Annotated in this window: 14 protein-coding genes; 8 read left to right on the top strand and 6 right to left on the bottom strand. The window is 42.5% G+C overall.

Annotated elements, in window-relative coordinates; translation table 11 throughout:
• Positions 1 to 105 precede the first annotated feature (105 nt).
• The 7 genes from P2G54_RS11835 to P2G54_RS11805 all read left to right on the top strand — a co-directional run bounded on the left by P2G54_RS11835 (position 106) and on the right by P2G54_RS11805 (position 8,431).
• Entirely contained in the window at positions 106 to 2,757 is a 2,652-nt protein-coding gene (locus P2G54_RS11835; RefSeq protein WP_275871367.1) for a PQQ-dependent sugar dehydrogenase, read from the top strand.
• A 57-nt stretch (positions 2,758 to 2,814) separates the two neighbouring features.
• On the top strand, positions 2,815 to 3,426 hold the full coding sequence (locus P2G54_RS11830; protein ID WP_275871365.1) for a class I SAM-dependent methyltransferase: 612 nt from the start codon (positions 2,815 to 2,817) through the stop codon (positions 3,424 to 3,426).
• An 86-nt stretch (positions 3,427 to 3,512) separates the two neighbouring features.
• Positions 3,513 to 3,881 carry a DUF2116 family Zn-ribbon domain-containing protein gene (locus tag P2G54_RS11825; protein WP_275871363.1) on the top strand — a complete coding sequence of 123 codons (369 nt, stop codon included), beginning with the start codon at positions 3,513 to 3,515 and terminating at the stop codon, positions 3,879 to 3,881.
• Positions 3,882 to 4,014: 133 nt separating this feature from the next.
• The gene (locus tag P2G54_RS11820; RefSeq protein WP_275871361.1) at positions 4,015 to 4,422 is read left to right on the top strand and encodes a GNAT family N-acetyltransferase; all 408 of its coding nucleotides are present in this window, start codon (positions 4,015 to 4,017) and stop codon (positions 4,420 to 4,422) included.
• Positions 4,423 to 4,471: 49 nt separating this feature from the next.
• A complete protein-coding gene (locus tag P2G54_RS11815; RefSeq protein WP_275871359.1) occupies positions 4,472 to 5,749 on the top strand; it encodes an amidohydrolase family protein in 1,278 nt (425 codons plus the stop codon).
• Positions 5,750 to 5,794: 45 nt separating this feature from the next.
• Positions 5,795 to 7,297 (top strand): carboxypeptidase, encoded by a 1,503-nt coding sequence (locus tag P2G54_RS11810; protein ID WP_275871357.1) that lies wholly within the window; start codon positions 5,795 to 5,797, stop codon positions 7,295 to 7,297.
• The gene (locus tag P2G54_RS11805) at positions 7,298 to 8,431 is read left to right on the top strand and encodes a serine hydrolase domain-containing protein (RefSeq protein WP_275871354.1); all 1,134 of its coding nucleotides are present in this window, start codon (positions 7,298 to 7,300) and stop codon (positions 8,429 to 8,431) included.
• A gap of 12 nt (positions 8,432 to 8,443) precedes the next feature.
• Here P2G54_RS11805 and P2G54_RS11800 read toward each other — a convergent pair whose 3' ends face one another.
• The 3 genes from P2G54_RS11800 to P2G54_RS11790 all read right to left on the bottom strand — a co-directional run bounded on the left by P2G54_RS11800 (position 8,444) and on the right by P2G54_RS11790 (position 10,950).
• Positions 8,444 to 8,833, bottom strand: coding sequence for a response regulator (locus P2G54_RS11800; RefSeq protein ID WP_275871352.1), 390 nt, complete (start codon positions 8,831 to 8,833; stop codon positions 8,444 to 8,446).
• Positions 8,834 to 9,005: 172 nt separating this feature from the next.
• Entirely contained in the window at positions 9,006 to 10,634 is a 1,629-nt protein-coding gene (groL, locus tag P2G54_RS11795) for a chaperonin GroEL (RefSeq protein WP_275871350.1), read from the bottom strand.
• 37 nt (positions 10,635 to 10,671) lie between these two features.
• Positions 10,672 to 10,950, bottom strand: a complete 279-nt coding sequence (locus P2G54_RS11790; protein ID WP_275871348.1) for a co-chaperone GroES — start codon at positions 10,948 to 10,950, stop codon at positions 10,672 to 10,674.
• A 217-nt stretch (positions 10,951 to 11,167) separates the two neighbouring features.
• Between P2G54_RS11790 and P2G54_RS11785 the strand changes: the two genes are divergently transcribed.
• A complete protein-coding gene (locus P2G54_RS11785) occupies positions 11,168 to 11,878 on the top strand; it encodes a hypothetical protein (protein ID WP_275871346.1) in 711 nt (236 codons plus the stop codon).
• A 12-nt stretch (positions 11,879 to 11,890) separates the two neighbouring features.
• On the opposite strand, the gene P2G54_RS11780 is transcribed toward P2G54_RS11785, so the two are convergent.
• The 3 genes from P2G54_RS11780 to P2G54_RS11770 form a co-directional block, all read right to left on the bottom strand.
• Complete coding sequence (locus P2G54_RS11780; protein WP_275871344.1) at positions 11,891 to 12,817, bottom strand: sterol desaturase family protein; 927 nt, start codon at positions 12,815 to 12,817, stop codon at positions 11,891 to 11,893.
• 150 nt (positions 12,818 to 12,967) lie between these two features.
• Positions 12,968 to 13,336 (bottom strand): preprotein translocase subunit SecG, encoded by a 369-nt coding sequence (gene secG, locus P2G54_RS11775; protein WP_275871342.1) that lies wholly within the window; start codon positions 13,334 to 13,336, stop codon positions 12,968 to 12,970.
• A 12-nt stretch (positions 13,337 to 13,348) separates the two neighbouring features.
• Entirely contained in the window at positions 13,349 to 14,092 is a 744-nt protein-coding gene (locus P2G54_RS11770; RefSeq protein ID WP_275871340.1) for a hypothetical protein, read from the bottom strand.
• Positions 14,093 to 14,116 lie beyond the last annotated feature (24 nt).

Raw genomic sequence — 14,116 nt, 5'->3', positions numbered from 1 at the left:
TAATAGAACCCCATTTTTAACCTGAATTTTATGTTTTGATTTCCAAGACCTGTATTTTGTATCCCTTCAATTTCAGTAAATAATAATTCAAAAACCTAATAACCTATGCGAATTGCAGCGCTTGCTTTTGCTGTTCTGGGGATGAGTGTGTGGAGTTGTTCACAAAAAGATCTCGATCCCTTTGCTGACATCAAGCCCGATGAAAGCCGGTTTACCAAAGTAACTTTGGTGGAGAAGCTAAATGAGCCTATGGAGCTCGAAGTCCTGGACAACGGAGATGTGTTGTTTATCGAACGGGCCGGCAAACTGAAATTGTATGATGCTTCTTCCGGTCAGACCTTGGTAGTTGGAGAATTGAATGTGTATCTGGAGCACGAAGACGGGTTGCTGGGTTTGGCAAAAGATCCAAATTTCGAACAGAATCACTGGATTTATTTATACTATGCACCCTTAGATTATCAACCCGATGTCAACCGCCTTTCACGTTTTGAATTCAAGGAAAACCTGTTAGACCTGGCTTCAGAAAAAATTCTTTTAGAAGTTCCTGTTTTCCGGGGTTGCTGCCATTCAGGTGGTTCCATAGAATTTGATTCGAATGGGAATTTATTCCTCTCCATGGGAGACGATACTACTCCTTTTGAATCAGATAATTACAATCCAATCGATGAGCGTCAGGATCGCCCCGCAAATGTGGACGCTCAGAAAACCTCTGGGAATTCCAACGATCTCAGGGGCACCATCATACGAATTACTCCCCAACCAGATGGGACCTACACTATTCCTGAAGGGAATCTTTTTCCTCCGGGAACTCCAAATACCCGTCCTGAAATCTATGTCATGGGAAACCGAAACCCCTTTCGGATTTCCATTGATCAACATAACGGGAATCTTTTCTGGGGAGAAGTAGGACCTGATGCTTCCAGGGATAGTTTGAAAAGAGGTCCAAAAGGGCATGATGAAATTAATTTGGCCAGAGAAGCAGGTTTTTTTGGCTGGCCTTATTTTGTGGGAAATAATAAACCCTACTGGAAATATGATTTTGAAAAGCAGGAGAGTTTGTTTGAGTTTGATCCGGCAGCGCCCATAAATACCTCTCCCAACAATACTGGGATAGAGAATCTTCCTCCGGCACAGTCTGCTCTGATTTGGTATCCCTATGATGAATCAGTGGAATTTCCCATGCTGGAAACAGGTGGAAGGAATGCCATGGGAGGCCCGGTTTACTACCGGGAAGATTTCGAGGCTTCCGATGTACGGTTTCCGGGATACTATAATGGCAAATTGTTCATTTATGACTGGATGAGAAATTGGATTTTTACGGTTTCCCTGACTGAAAATTTCGAGTATGATACTATGGAGCGTTTTATGCCTTCTACTGTTTTTGATAAGCCAGTGGATATGCAGTTTGGAAAAGACGGAGCGCTTTATGTTCTCGAATACGGGACTTATTGGAGAGCTCAGAATGACGATTCGGGCCTTTACAGAATTGAATTTGCAGCTGGTAACAGAAAACCTATAGCTAAAATCTCTGCATCCGAAACCACCGGGGCAGCGCCATTGGAGGTGGTATTCTCTTCCGAAGGAACCCTCGATTTTGACCCTCAGGACCAATTAACTTTTGAGTGGGATTTTGGGGATGGAAGGGGTAAGTCTACGGAACCCAACCCTACCTACACTTACCCGAATCCGGGCACCTATTCTGCCAAATTGATGGTAAAAGACCAGGAAGGAGAGCAAGTTGAGACCACTCTAGAAATCAGGGTTGGAAATTCCCGGCCGGAAGTAAGTGTTGACTGGGGTGGGAACAAGAGTTTTTATTTTGATACTGAACCCATTGCATACCAAGTTCATGTAGAGGATGCGGAGGATTCTGAGATCAACCAAAGTGCCATTCAGTTTTCCATTGATTTTGTGGAGGGAGGCTATGATCTTATCGGAACAGGGCATCAGGAAGAACAGGTAGTACTTGGAGAGAATTATATTAACCAAGCGGGCTGTAAGGCCTGTCATGCTATAGAAAATGAATCCGTTGGACCAACCTATCGAAATGTTTCTAAAAAATACAAAGGACAGGTAGAGGCCAAAGCCTATTTAGTCAATAAGGTGATCAATGGAGGTTCCGGAGTTTGGGGAGAGCGATTGATGCCGGGGCATACCCATTTGGAAAAGGAGCAAGTGGAGGAAATGGTGAGTTTTATTCTTGGTTTGGAGGATCCGGATTTTGGTCAGGACAGATTGCCACTGAAAGGCATGTATGAAATCAAATCCTCTGAAAATCCAGATGGTTATTATTTAATTCAGGCATCCTATGAGGATCAGGGTGCCAATGGTATTGGGCCGCTTAAATCAAGTTATCAGCTTTTTTTGCGCAATCACCACTTGATGGCAGTCTCTGCATCCAGATTTGAGAATACTGCCAAGGCCAATGCGGATGGAAAGAATTTTATTCGTTTTACCGAGAAAAACTCTTGGATAAGCTTTGATCAGACGGATCTTTCTGGAATCAACAAAGTGAGGCTTTTGCTCAATCCTGGAAATGTAAAGGGAAAACTTGAAGTTCGGCTGGGCTCTCCAGACGGAGAACTTTGGGGAAGCACAGAGATCCTCGAAAAGAAGGAAGGGATTGCGTTTTTCCCTGTTCAGATAAAAGTGAACCCAATTTCCGGGTTTAAAGATGTTTATTTCGTGCTGCGTACAGATTCTGGGGTTTCGATTTGGAACACCTTCAATTTGGAAACAATTAGCTTTGAGCGGTGAAAGGAGTAGGGAACTTTGGGTTCCCTATTTTGATTTTGATGAAAATATCTGATTGACATGAAAGAATTTTGGAACGAACGATACAGTGCCGAGGCCTATGCCTATGGGACTGAACCCAATGAGTTTTACAGGGAAATTATCCGTAATCTAGAGCCCGGGAAAGTGCTTTTTCCAGCAGAAGGGGAAGGGAGAAATGCAGTGTTTGCAGCTACTTTAGGTTGGGATGTTGCGGCCTTTGACCTAAGTGAGGAAGGTAAAGCGAAAGCAGAAAAACTGGCAGAAAGCAAAGGAGTGAATATCGATTATCGGGTTGGGACCTTACCTGAGCTATCCTATGAGGACGAAAGTTTTGATGTAGTGGTATTGATTTTTGCACATTTTCCTCCTTCCATTCGCTCTTTTATGCATTCCCAATTGCTCGCTTTATTGAAACCGGGAGGATTGTTGGTTTTGGAGGCTTTTTCCAAAGATCATCTTCAATACAATTCCAAAAACCCTAAAGCAGGTGGCCCAAAGGATTTGGCGATGTTGTATTCCGAAGAGGAACTGATGCAGGATTTTGGAGGTTTGGAAGTCATAGTCAAGGAGGAGAAGATTGTAGCTTTGGAGGAAGGGGAGTTTCACGTTGGAGAATCTTCTGTAATCCGCTTTGTGGGAAAAAAATCTTAACTGATTGGAAATGAATGTAAAAAGCGGGTTTTTCCCGCTTTTATTTTTTAACCCAATTATCTAAATTACCTAAAAACTTTTTGACCATGCCTGCTGAAAAGAAACACTGTTTGAATTGCGGAAAGCCTATCCAAGGTAGAATGGATAAGAAATTTTGTGATGACCAATGCCGCAACTCCTACAATTACCACCAATATGCTGATAACAATAATCTGGTAAGGAGGATCAATTACAGCTTGAAAAGAAACCGAAACATTCTGGAATCGCTGATTCCTGCAGGGGAGGATTTGGGGAAAACCACCAAGGACAAATTGCTTCAAGAGGGATTTAAGTTTAAGTACCAGACCCACACGTATGAAACCAAGAAAGGAGCAGTCTATTATTATTGTTATGATTATGGCTATTTGCCTTTGGAAGGGGATTGGTATCTGGTGGTTAGAAATAAGGAACAATAAGACCTTGATTTAGAAAATCTCTATGTTGTTTTTTGGGTTTGTTTTGATCAAAATTCCATTCTTTGATTTAGTATATTTTCAGGTATTATTTCCCAATTGAATTAATACGTTTTTCTACCTGAGTTTTGAGTTTATGATCACATTTCAAAGAGAGGAAAATCTTCCCATAAAGGAGTTTATAGAAATTTTAAACAGTTCAGGCTTGGGAAAGCGGAGACCTATGCATGATCCCGACCATTTACAAGAGATGTTGAATGGAGCCAACCTGATTCTGACAGCGCGGGAAAACGGGAAGTTAATTGGGGTCTTGAGAGCCCTTTCGGATTTTTGTTATAGATGCTTTATCGCAGACCTTGCCGTTTCACCAGAGTATCAAAAAAAGGGAATAGGCCGGAGACTTTTACAGGAGGCGAGAAATACTGGTCCAAGGGCGAGATTATTTCTCTTTGCCGCAGAAGGAGCTTTACCATTTTATCAGCGTTTGGGCTTTCATCTGCACGATCATTGTTTTCAATTAAAGCCTGATGAACGGTTGGGTTGATTTCATGCTATTTACCTACCTTTCCGTACCAACCAATCAATTCAAAATAATGAAAAAAGCTGTACTTTCTGGACTTGCTCTATTGCTTTCTCTAGGAGCATTTGCACAGAAGACGTATATCCATGCCGGTCGCATGATTGATGTAAAATCCAAAAAGATTTTAACTGAACAGACCATAGTTGTAGAAGGAGATAAGATCCTTTCTGTAAGTTCTGGCTACCAAAAAGGCGGACAGGGTGATTCTGTCATTGACCTGAAAGATGCAACGGTAATGCCGGGCTTAATGGATATGCATGTCCATATTGAAAGTCAAACCAGTCCTACCCGATACATGGATGGCTTCCGGGATAATGAAGCAGATGTTGCTTTCAAGTCTCTTCCTTATGCCAAGGTTACTCTTATGGCAGGGTTTACCACAGTTCGGGATTTGGGTGGTTCGGGAGTCAATATTGCTTTGAGAAATGCCATAAACAATGGTTTGGTCGCAGGGCCGAGAATTTATACTGCAGGCAAGTCCATTGCCCCTACAGGAGGACATGCAGACCCAACTAATGGAGTAAGGAGAGATTTGATGGGGGATCCCGGGCCTGACCAGGGAGTCATCAATGGTCCATATGATGCGAGAAAAGCAGTTAGACAGGCGGTTAAATTCGGTTCGGATGTCATTAAAGTAACTGCCACCGGGGGTGTGCTTTCTGTTGCTAGAGATGGTTCTGCTCCTCAATTTCAGCAGGATGAATTGGACGCAGTTGTAGAAACTGCCAAGGATTTTGGAATCCATGTAGCAGCACATGCCCATGGTGATGAGGGAATGAAGAGAGCTGTAAAAGCTGGAATTCATTCCATTGAACACGGTACGATGATGTCCCAAGAAACCATGGAAATGATGAAAAAAGCAGGAACCTGGTATGTGCCCACTGTGACGGCTGGAATGTCCGCCGCTGAATATGCCAAAATCCCGGGATATTACCCTCCTGTTGTCCGTGACAAAGCAATGCAAATTGGAGCTCAAATTCAGGAGACTTTCAGAAAAGCTTACGAAAGCGGAGTGAAAATCGCTTTCGGGACTGATGCAGGGGTTTTTCCTCATGGGGAAAATTACCGGGAGTTTTTGTATCTGACAGAAGTGGGTATGCCTAATCTGGAAGCCATTCAGGCGGCTACCTTAAATGCAGCGCAGCTTTTGGGTGTGGAGGAGAAACTTGGAACAATCGAATCAGGAAAACTTGCTGATATTATCGCAGTCAGTGGAAATCCCGAGAAGGATATTAAAGTGATGAAAGATGTGATTTTCGTAATGAAGGACGGAAAGATCTTTAAACAATAAAAGAGCCCGAAGTAAATTCCTTAAGACAACCAAAACCCAATCATCATGAAATTAAAAGTTCTGATTATTGCACTCCTGTTTTTCACAGGACTTTCCCACGCTCAGGAAAAGCCAGTTGAATCACTTCCCAAAGCTCAGGTTTTTGAGTCAAAGCAATCTGTGACCATTGACGGGAAGGTTATTAATTTGAACGCCAAGGCGGGAACCATGGAACTTCGGGATGAAAACAACAAGCCCATTGCTTTATTTGGTTTTACGGCTTACTTCAAAGAAAATGGAGGAAAAGACCGACCTATAGTTTTTGCCTACAACGGTGGACCCGGATCTTCCTCGTATTGGTTGCATATGGGCGTGATGGGGCCCAAGCGTATTGTGGTGGATGATCCGAATTACAACCAAGCCGCACCTTACCAATTGGTAAATAATGAGTTTTCTATCTTGGATATGGCCGATGTGGTCATGATGGATCCTGTGGGGACTGGTTTGAGCGTCCCAATCGGGGAGGCTACCGGTAAGGATTTTTGGGGAGTGGACCAGGATATCCGAAGTGTCAGCCTGTTTATCATGCAGTTTTTGAAAGCCCATGACAGGTTAAATTCGCCGAAATACATCCTTGGAGAAAGTTATGGTACTTTCCGAAATGCAGGCGTGATGAGTTATTTGCTGAACAATGGGTATGCGCTCAATGGAGTGATCATGGTTTCGGCTGTTTTTGACCTGAGAACACTTTTCTTCGCTCCCAATGAAGATATTTCCTATGTGGTTTATCTGCCTACTATGGCGGCAACCAGTTGGTACCATGATAAGGTGCAAAACAAAGAAAATGATTTACCTGCTTTTGTTCAGAAGGTTCGGGAATTTACAGAGAATGAATATGCACCGGCTTTGTATAAAGGAAACCGGATCAGTGATTCGGAGAAGAGTAGGATCGCTTCCAGACTTCAGGAGTATACTGGAATCAGCGGCGAGATTTGGCTACGAGCAGATTTAAAGATCAAGGCGGGAGAATATTTCCAGGAGTTGCTCCGAGGGGAGGAAAATACGGTAGGAAGGCTGGATTCCCGGTATAAAGGGATGAATATTGATCCAATGTCCGTCAGTGCATTTACTGACCCTCAAAGTGATGCGATCTCACCTGCTTATACCATGGCATTCTTGGATTATTTTCATGGATCACTCGGAGTAAGTAAGGATTTGCTTTATGCCACCTCTGCTTATTCCAAGGAGGGATTTAAGTGGGATTGGAAGCATAAGGGAAATAATTTCTGGGGTGCAGACGCAGCCGTGACTACCATCCCGGATATGGAAGATGCATTGAGTAAGGATCCTAATGTGAAAATTTTGATCATGAACGGATACTATGATTTGGCCACTGTATTCCATGGTGTTGAGCATTCCATTTCTCACATAGATCTTCCAAAGTCCGCTACGGACCGAATAATCATGACCTATTATGAGGCTGGCCATATGATGTATACCCATTTGCCCTCTGCCAAACTTTTTAGGGAAGATTTGAAAAAATTCATCCAGGACACTCTAAGAAAATAAATGATGAAGCCCAGCATACTTCTGAACTTTGATTTTTCCTTCGGGAAAATTGTAGCAGTGTGTTGGGCTTTTTGCTCTTTTTCCTGTGCCGAGGCACAGACACCTAGTTCCGTTTTAACTGATGCTCTTTACTTTCCTCCCAATGGTTCTTCAGAATGGGAGAAAACGCCTTTGGCGCAACTTACTTGGAACCAATCTGAACTTGGGGAATTATTGGCCTGGCTTCCTACCCAAGGGACACGGGCTTTTATGATTATCAAAGATGGAAAGATCGTGGTGGAGGAGTATTGGGGTAATAAGCTGACCAACTCTACCCCAATGGATCAGGATTCCTATTGGTATTGGGCATCTGCCGGAAAGACCCTCACTGCGGCTATGGTTGGAGTAGGAGCTAAAGAAAATATTTTGGACCTGCAAAGCCCCACTCAAAATTATTTGGGTGAAGGGTGGACTTCAATGACGGCGGAGCAGGAGCAGAAAATTAAGCTTATTCATCATTTGACTTTTACGACCGGAATCAGCGATCAAGTCGACAACTTGGATCGAAGTACTCCGGACGCTTTTACCTACCTTTCTAACCCCGGGACTCGATGGAGTTATCACAATGGAACCTATACCATACTTGACAAGGTAATAGAACTCGCCTCCGGGATGGAATATCAACAGTTTTTTGAGGAAAAGATTGGGAAAAAGATCGGGATGAAAGGCTTTTGGCAACAAACCGGGCTAAACAATGTCTTTTACAGTGATGCCCGTTCTTTTGCAAGGTTTGGATTGTTGCTTCTGGCGGAAGGAAACTGGAATGGAATTCAAGTCTTATCAAGAGAATATGTTTCAAAGATGAGCAAGGCTTCCCAGATCTTTAATAGATCCTATGGATATTTGACTTGGCTCAATGGACAAAGTAATTTCATGTTGCCTAGTTCCCAAATGATATTTCCGGGTTCACTTGTTCCATCTGCTCCCGAGGATATGTTTCAGGCGATGGGTAAAAATGGGCAGTTGCTGATGGTTATTCCTTCTCAGAATTTGATTGTCTTAAGAATGGGGACTTCTGATGACACGAATCCTGTTCCCTTTTTAATGATCCATGATATCTGGGAAAGATTGTCCCGGATTATACCTTCAGAGTAGTTTTTTGCACAATTAATCATTGTATTTACTCAACTGGTAATGGATTTTATCCAGAGTAAGGGGCTTTTCTAAAAAACCTGACACGAGCTCATATTCTCTTGCTCTTTGGCGGTCCTGAAAATCGATGGAGCTTGAAAGAATGACTATTTTATCACTTCGGTCTGGGAAAAGTTTTAGATAGGTGTCCAAAAATTCCCAACCGTTTAATACAGGCATATTGATGTCCAGAAAGATCATTATTTTTTGTTCTTTTGGGACTTCAGCTATTTTTTCTAGAGCTAGGGCACCCTCTAAAAATTCTAAAATCAGTTCTGAAATATCGAGTTTACTTAACAGACGTTTATTTATAAGGTTATTTATGGGATCATCATCCACAAGAAAAATGGCGTCAAAATGGATCATTGATGTTTCAAAAGTGATTTTAAGCAGGTATTTAAAGCAAAATACAATTTATCCGTTTCTGAGAAAAAAGATTGAATATCTTTTTTAATACTTAAGGTTTAGTATTTACTGATGGGTCTTAGTAAAATAAAAAGGAGGCCATAAGCCTCCTTTTTATAAAGTTCAAGGTGAATTACATCATTCCACCCATTCCTCCGCCGCCCATTGGAGGCATTGCTGGAGAATCTTCTTTTACGTCAGCGACCACACACTCCGTAGTCAATAGCAAGGATGCGATTGATGCTGCGTTTTCAAGAGCCAAACGGGTCACTTTAGTTGGGTCGATAACACCTGCTTCGAACAGATCCATGTACTCATCAGTTCTTGCGTTGTATCCAAAGTTTCCTTTGTTCTCTCTGATTTTGTTGATTACAACAGAAGGCTCTCCACCTGCATTGAGAACGATAGTTCTCAAAGGAGCTTCGATTGCGGTTCTGATGATGTTGATACCAGTATCTTGGTCTTCATTGCTTCCTTTCAAGTCATTGAGAGCATCCACTGCTCTTACAAGGGCAACACCACCACCTACAACGACACCTTCCTGAACAGCCGCTCTGGTTGCATGCAAAGCATCATCCACACGGTCTTTCTTTTCTTTCATTTCAACTTCAGTAGCAGCACCGATATAAAGGATTGCTACACCGCCAGAAAGTTTTGCAAGTCTTTCCTGCAATTTCTCTCTGTCGTAATCTGAAGTGGTTTTTTCGATTTGAGCTTTGATCTCAGCAATTCTGCCTTTGATAGCAGCTGCATCGCCAGCACCGTTGACAACGGTAGTGTTGTCTTTATCGATGTTGACTTTTTCAGCTCTACCTAGCATATCTGGAGTAGCATTCTCCAATTTGAAACCTCTTTCTTCGGAGATTACAGTACCACCGGTCAGGATAGCGATGTCTTCCAACATTGCTTTTCTTCTGTCACCGAACCCTGGAGCTTTTACAGCGGCAACTTTCAAAGCACCTCTGATTTTGTTTACTACCAAGGTAGCCAATGCTTCACCATCCACATCTTCAGCGATGATCAACAAAGGTTTACCAGACTGAGCTACTGGCTCCAATACTGGAAGTAATTCCTTCATGGAAGAGATCTTCTTGTCGTAGATCAAGATGTATGGAGAATCCAATTCAGCTTCCATTTTCTCAGTGTTGGTCACGAAGTACGGAGAAAGGTAACCTCTGTCAAACTGCATTCCTTCTACAGTTTTAACTTCAGTTTCAGTACCTTTTGCTTCCTCTACAGTGATCACACCGTCTTTTCCTACCTTGTCCATAGCGTCAGAAATCATGTTGCCGATTTCTTCGTCATTATTGGCAGAAACAGTCGCTACCTGAGCGATTTCTTTGGAAGTGGAGATTTCTTTGGAGTTTTCTCTCAATTTGGCAACTACAGCAGCCACCGCTTTGTCGATACCTCTCTTAAGGTCCATTGGGTTAGCACCTGCAGCCACGTTTTTGATACCAACGTTGAAGATAGCCTGTGCCAAAACAGTAGCGGTAGTGGTACCGTCACCTGCATTGTCAGCAGTTTTGGAAGCTACTTCTTTTACCAACTGAGCGCCCATGTTTTCGATTGGTTCAGCAAGCTCGATTTCTTTAGCAACTGAAACACCGTCCTTTGTAATGGTAGGAGCTCCGAATTTTTTGTCAAGGATAACATTACGGCCTTTAGGACCCAATGTTACTTTTACTGCATCAGCAAGGGCGTCAACGCCTTTTTTCAAGCGATCTCTCGCATCTGTATCGAAAAATAGTTCTTTAGCCATTTTCTGGTTTTTTTAAGTTATTGTTCTAAGTGATTAATTAAAGGACCGCAAAGATATCAGACTCTCTCATGATCAGATAGTCAGTTCCGTCTACGTTCAGTTCGGTACCGGAATACTTTCCGTACAAAACAGTGTCTCCAACTTTCACAGTCAAGGGTTCATCTTTTTTACCATTGCCAACAGCCACAACAGTACCTTTCTGTGGTTTTTCTTTGGCAGTGTCCGGAATGTAAAGACCGGAAGCGGTTTTCTCTTCGGCTGCAGCAGGCTGTACCAATACTCTGTCTGCAAGAGGTTTGATGTTCACGTTTGACATAATATGAAATTATTTAAAGGTTAGATTAAAATGCTAATGCCCATTGAGCCATTCTTGTGCCAAGGAAGGTTTTGTCCAAAAGGCTGACAAATCGACTGCAAATAGAGGAAATCCCTGCGGGATATTGATCTTTTTTTGACAAGTGGCACTGTCAAAATTTCGTAAAGACCTGAAAATAATGTCAGATTTCATTATTTTTTTGAAAACAAATGTCACTATGAAATCATTGCCGAAAAACTGGATCACCGAAGGGCTGATCGACTTTGAATATAAAAAGTACCAGCTCCTGGCTTATTTACAGGAAAGCAACAAACAATTTAGACAGGTGAAACTTTACCCGGTATTAGGGGAATTGATCGAGCATAATCGGAACCTTGAGGAGTTGAAGTCTGGAAAAACCAGATTGTCAGAACTATTCCCAAAATCCCTGACAGCGGTTGACCTGAAAAATGTCAGGTTGCATTATGAACCAAAGGAAGAGGAGGGAGAGGTGATGAAAGAGATCAATTTGATCACGGATTTTGCCCTACCGAAGCTGAAGGGGCAGATTCAGGAGGGGAAAGCCATTTATGATTTTGTGGAAGAGCAGGTGATATTTGAGCCGGTTGGGATTCAACCAATTTATAATCGGGAGGGATTTGTCTTCATGACCATGGACCGTTCCCACGAGGTGCATGCATTCCGGTATAAATCAGGCCTATTTCAGTTGGCAGGAGAGAAATTCAGGAGCATTTCCTTCTGGTTGCTCGGCATCTTCCAAAGAAGTTTGGTAAAAACCCTAGAGTCTCTCAAGCTTCACTTGATCCGGGAGGTTAAGGAATTGCCCAATCCAGCTACTTGGAGGTTGCATAGTACTCAGACCTTTCCAATTGAGGAGACCTTGGTTCCGCTCAGTAAAAGGCTCTTATTACAAACTGTGACTGAATAAAAAATGGAGACCTTAATAGGTCTCCATCATTTTTTCATCTTCTTCTACCTCTTGGGCTTCGGTATTCTTTTTTATTCTATTGGCAATGATCTCAGCTCCTGGTTTGTCGAAGAGAATCAGCCAGCCTTCCTTGAGACTTTCTGCTTTCCGGAGATCCCGGAAAATATCCCTCCATTCGTGAAATACCAGATAGATGGGATTGTAGGACGTCACAGGCTTCGTGATTCCATAGGTTGGACGCTCGGCTTCAGGCATGAATGTGCCAAACATTCTGTCCCAAATGATAAAAGTTGAACCATAATTTTTGTCCAGATAATGCTCGTCACTAGCATGGTGTACTCTGTGATGGGATGGAGTAGTAAAAATGTACTCAATCACCGGATGAAGTTTGGTGATGTATTCGGTATGGATCCAGAACTGGTATAGAACAGCAATCTGATGACAAATAAAGAACACAAACGGATCAAACCCCATAAACATTACAGGGATGAAAAAGACGATCTTGATATGCTGAGTCCAGCCAAGTCTGAACGAGACGGAGAGGTTGTATTTGGATGAGTTGTGGTGGGTGATGTGTGTGGCCCACCAGAACCGCTGTTCATGGGCAATTCGATGTGCCCAATATCGAGCAAAGTCAATAGCAATAAAACAGACAATGAAAGACCACCAAGTAGCAGGGATCTTAAAAGGGGCGATGTTGTAGAAAAAAAGAGCTGTTCCAAATGTGGCCAGTTTGATCATTGCACTGATTCCTACATTGACAAGGCCTATACTAGCTGCCGCAAAGAAATCTTTTGCGTCATAAGCATCTCGTTTCTGATACCAGCTGATTCCCCATTCGATAAATACCAGCAAAAACATGATTGGTGCTGCCCAGAGGATCAAGTTTGGCCAGTTTTCTAAGTTTAGGTCCTCTAGGCGGAGTGTTTGGTTGTTCATTATATATAATTGGTGATTGTTGTGATTTCAGCAGATTTGAAAGGATTCGGTGATAAGATCCTGCTGTTAAAAATGCCTTTTGCCTAAAATAAATAAAAAAGTCCGCCTGCAACAGACGGACTCTATAAAATTGTTGAATTATCTCAGAAATTACTGACCGGAAGTAGAATCTTCAGCGGTAGAACCTTCGGAATCTGTAGGAAGCAAGCTCTCGCTTTCGGTATCTCCGAATGCAGGGCCTACTACCTGTTGCTTGGCACTTTCAATATTTGGCGATTCAAACTGATTGGACTGTGGACTTGTATAGAATACAGAAGAGGCCAAAGACAGAACCAAGATTGCTACAGCCAAAATCCAGGTTGCTTTTTCAAGTACATTTCCGGTACGGGTTACACCCATGATCTGGGAAGCGCTTCCGCCGAAAGCCGCGCCTACTCCACCTTTAGAGTTTTGGCCTAGGATTACCAGGATGAGCAATACAGCCAGGATCAGGATGATAGTAATTAATAAAGTAAACATATACGCGTATTATTATTTTTTCAGATTTTCAATCAAGTCCGCAAAGTAAGTCCTTTTATCCGGAAACTTCAAACTCAATTTTTCATAAATTTCAATGGCTTTATCAGACTTACCTTGTTTTTCGAGAAGCTTCGCAAAGGATTCTGAAATCAGTTTGTCATTGATTTCTGTACTTTTTGCAGCCAGATTTTCAGTGTTTTGATTGGCTTCAATTTCCTTGATGGTAGCCAGTTTGATTTCTTTTTTACTAAATGCCTTAATCAGGTCTATCTGTTCCTTTTTCTTGGAATCGACGATTATCTTTTTTTCTTTCTTTTTGATGGTTTCGATTAGCGAATCGTTGGTCGATTTCCGCACCTTTCGTTTTGGTTTAGGGGCTTCAGTTTTTACTGCAGATTCAGGTTTGCTTCCTTTTAGCTCTTCCCCAAGTTTGAGCAGGGATTGGGTTCGACTTGCTTGATCCGGTTTTTCTGGTTGGTCCTCAGGAAGCAAATCCTCTTTTTCCGCAGAAGGGAGGATTTCACTAGGGCGCTCAATGAGCTGTTTCAGCCAAATTCGGTCAGGACTTGTCAGCGCAGCCATGCCAAGAGCACCACTTTGATGAGCGTGGTTTTTCAAATACTCGTATCGGGCAATCAGCACATGAGGGATCTGGAAATACGGGAAATTTTCCTGCACTTTTTTTAACTGAAGGATTTCCCCCTTTTCTAAAGAATCGGCATTCCGGATAATTTCTTGAAACTGAGCGGCGTTCACAGGTAGGGTTTTGGGTTGAATATA

The organism is Algoriphagus sp. CAU 1675 (assembly GCF_029222925.1).
GTDB lineage: Bacteria > Bacteroidota > Bacteroidia > Cytophagales > Cyclobacteriaceae > Algoriphagus.
Note: the sequence above shows the minus strand (reverse complement) of the source record. Positions and strands in the feature narration are given on the sequence as shown.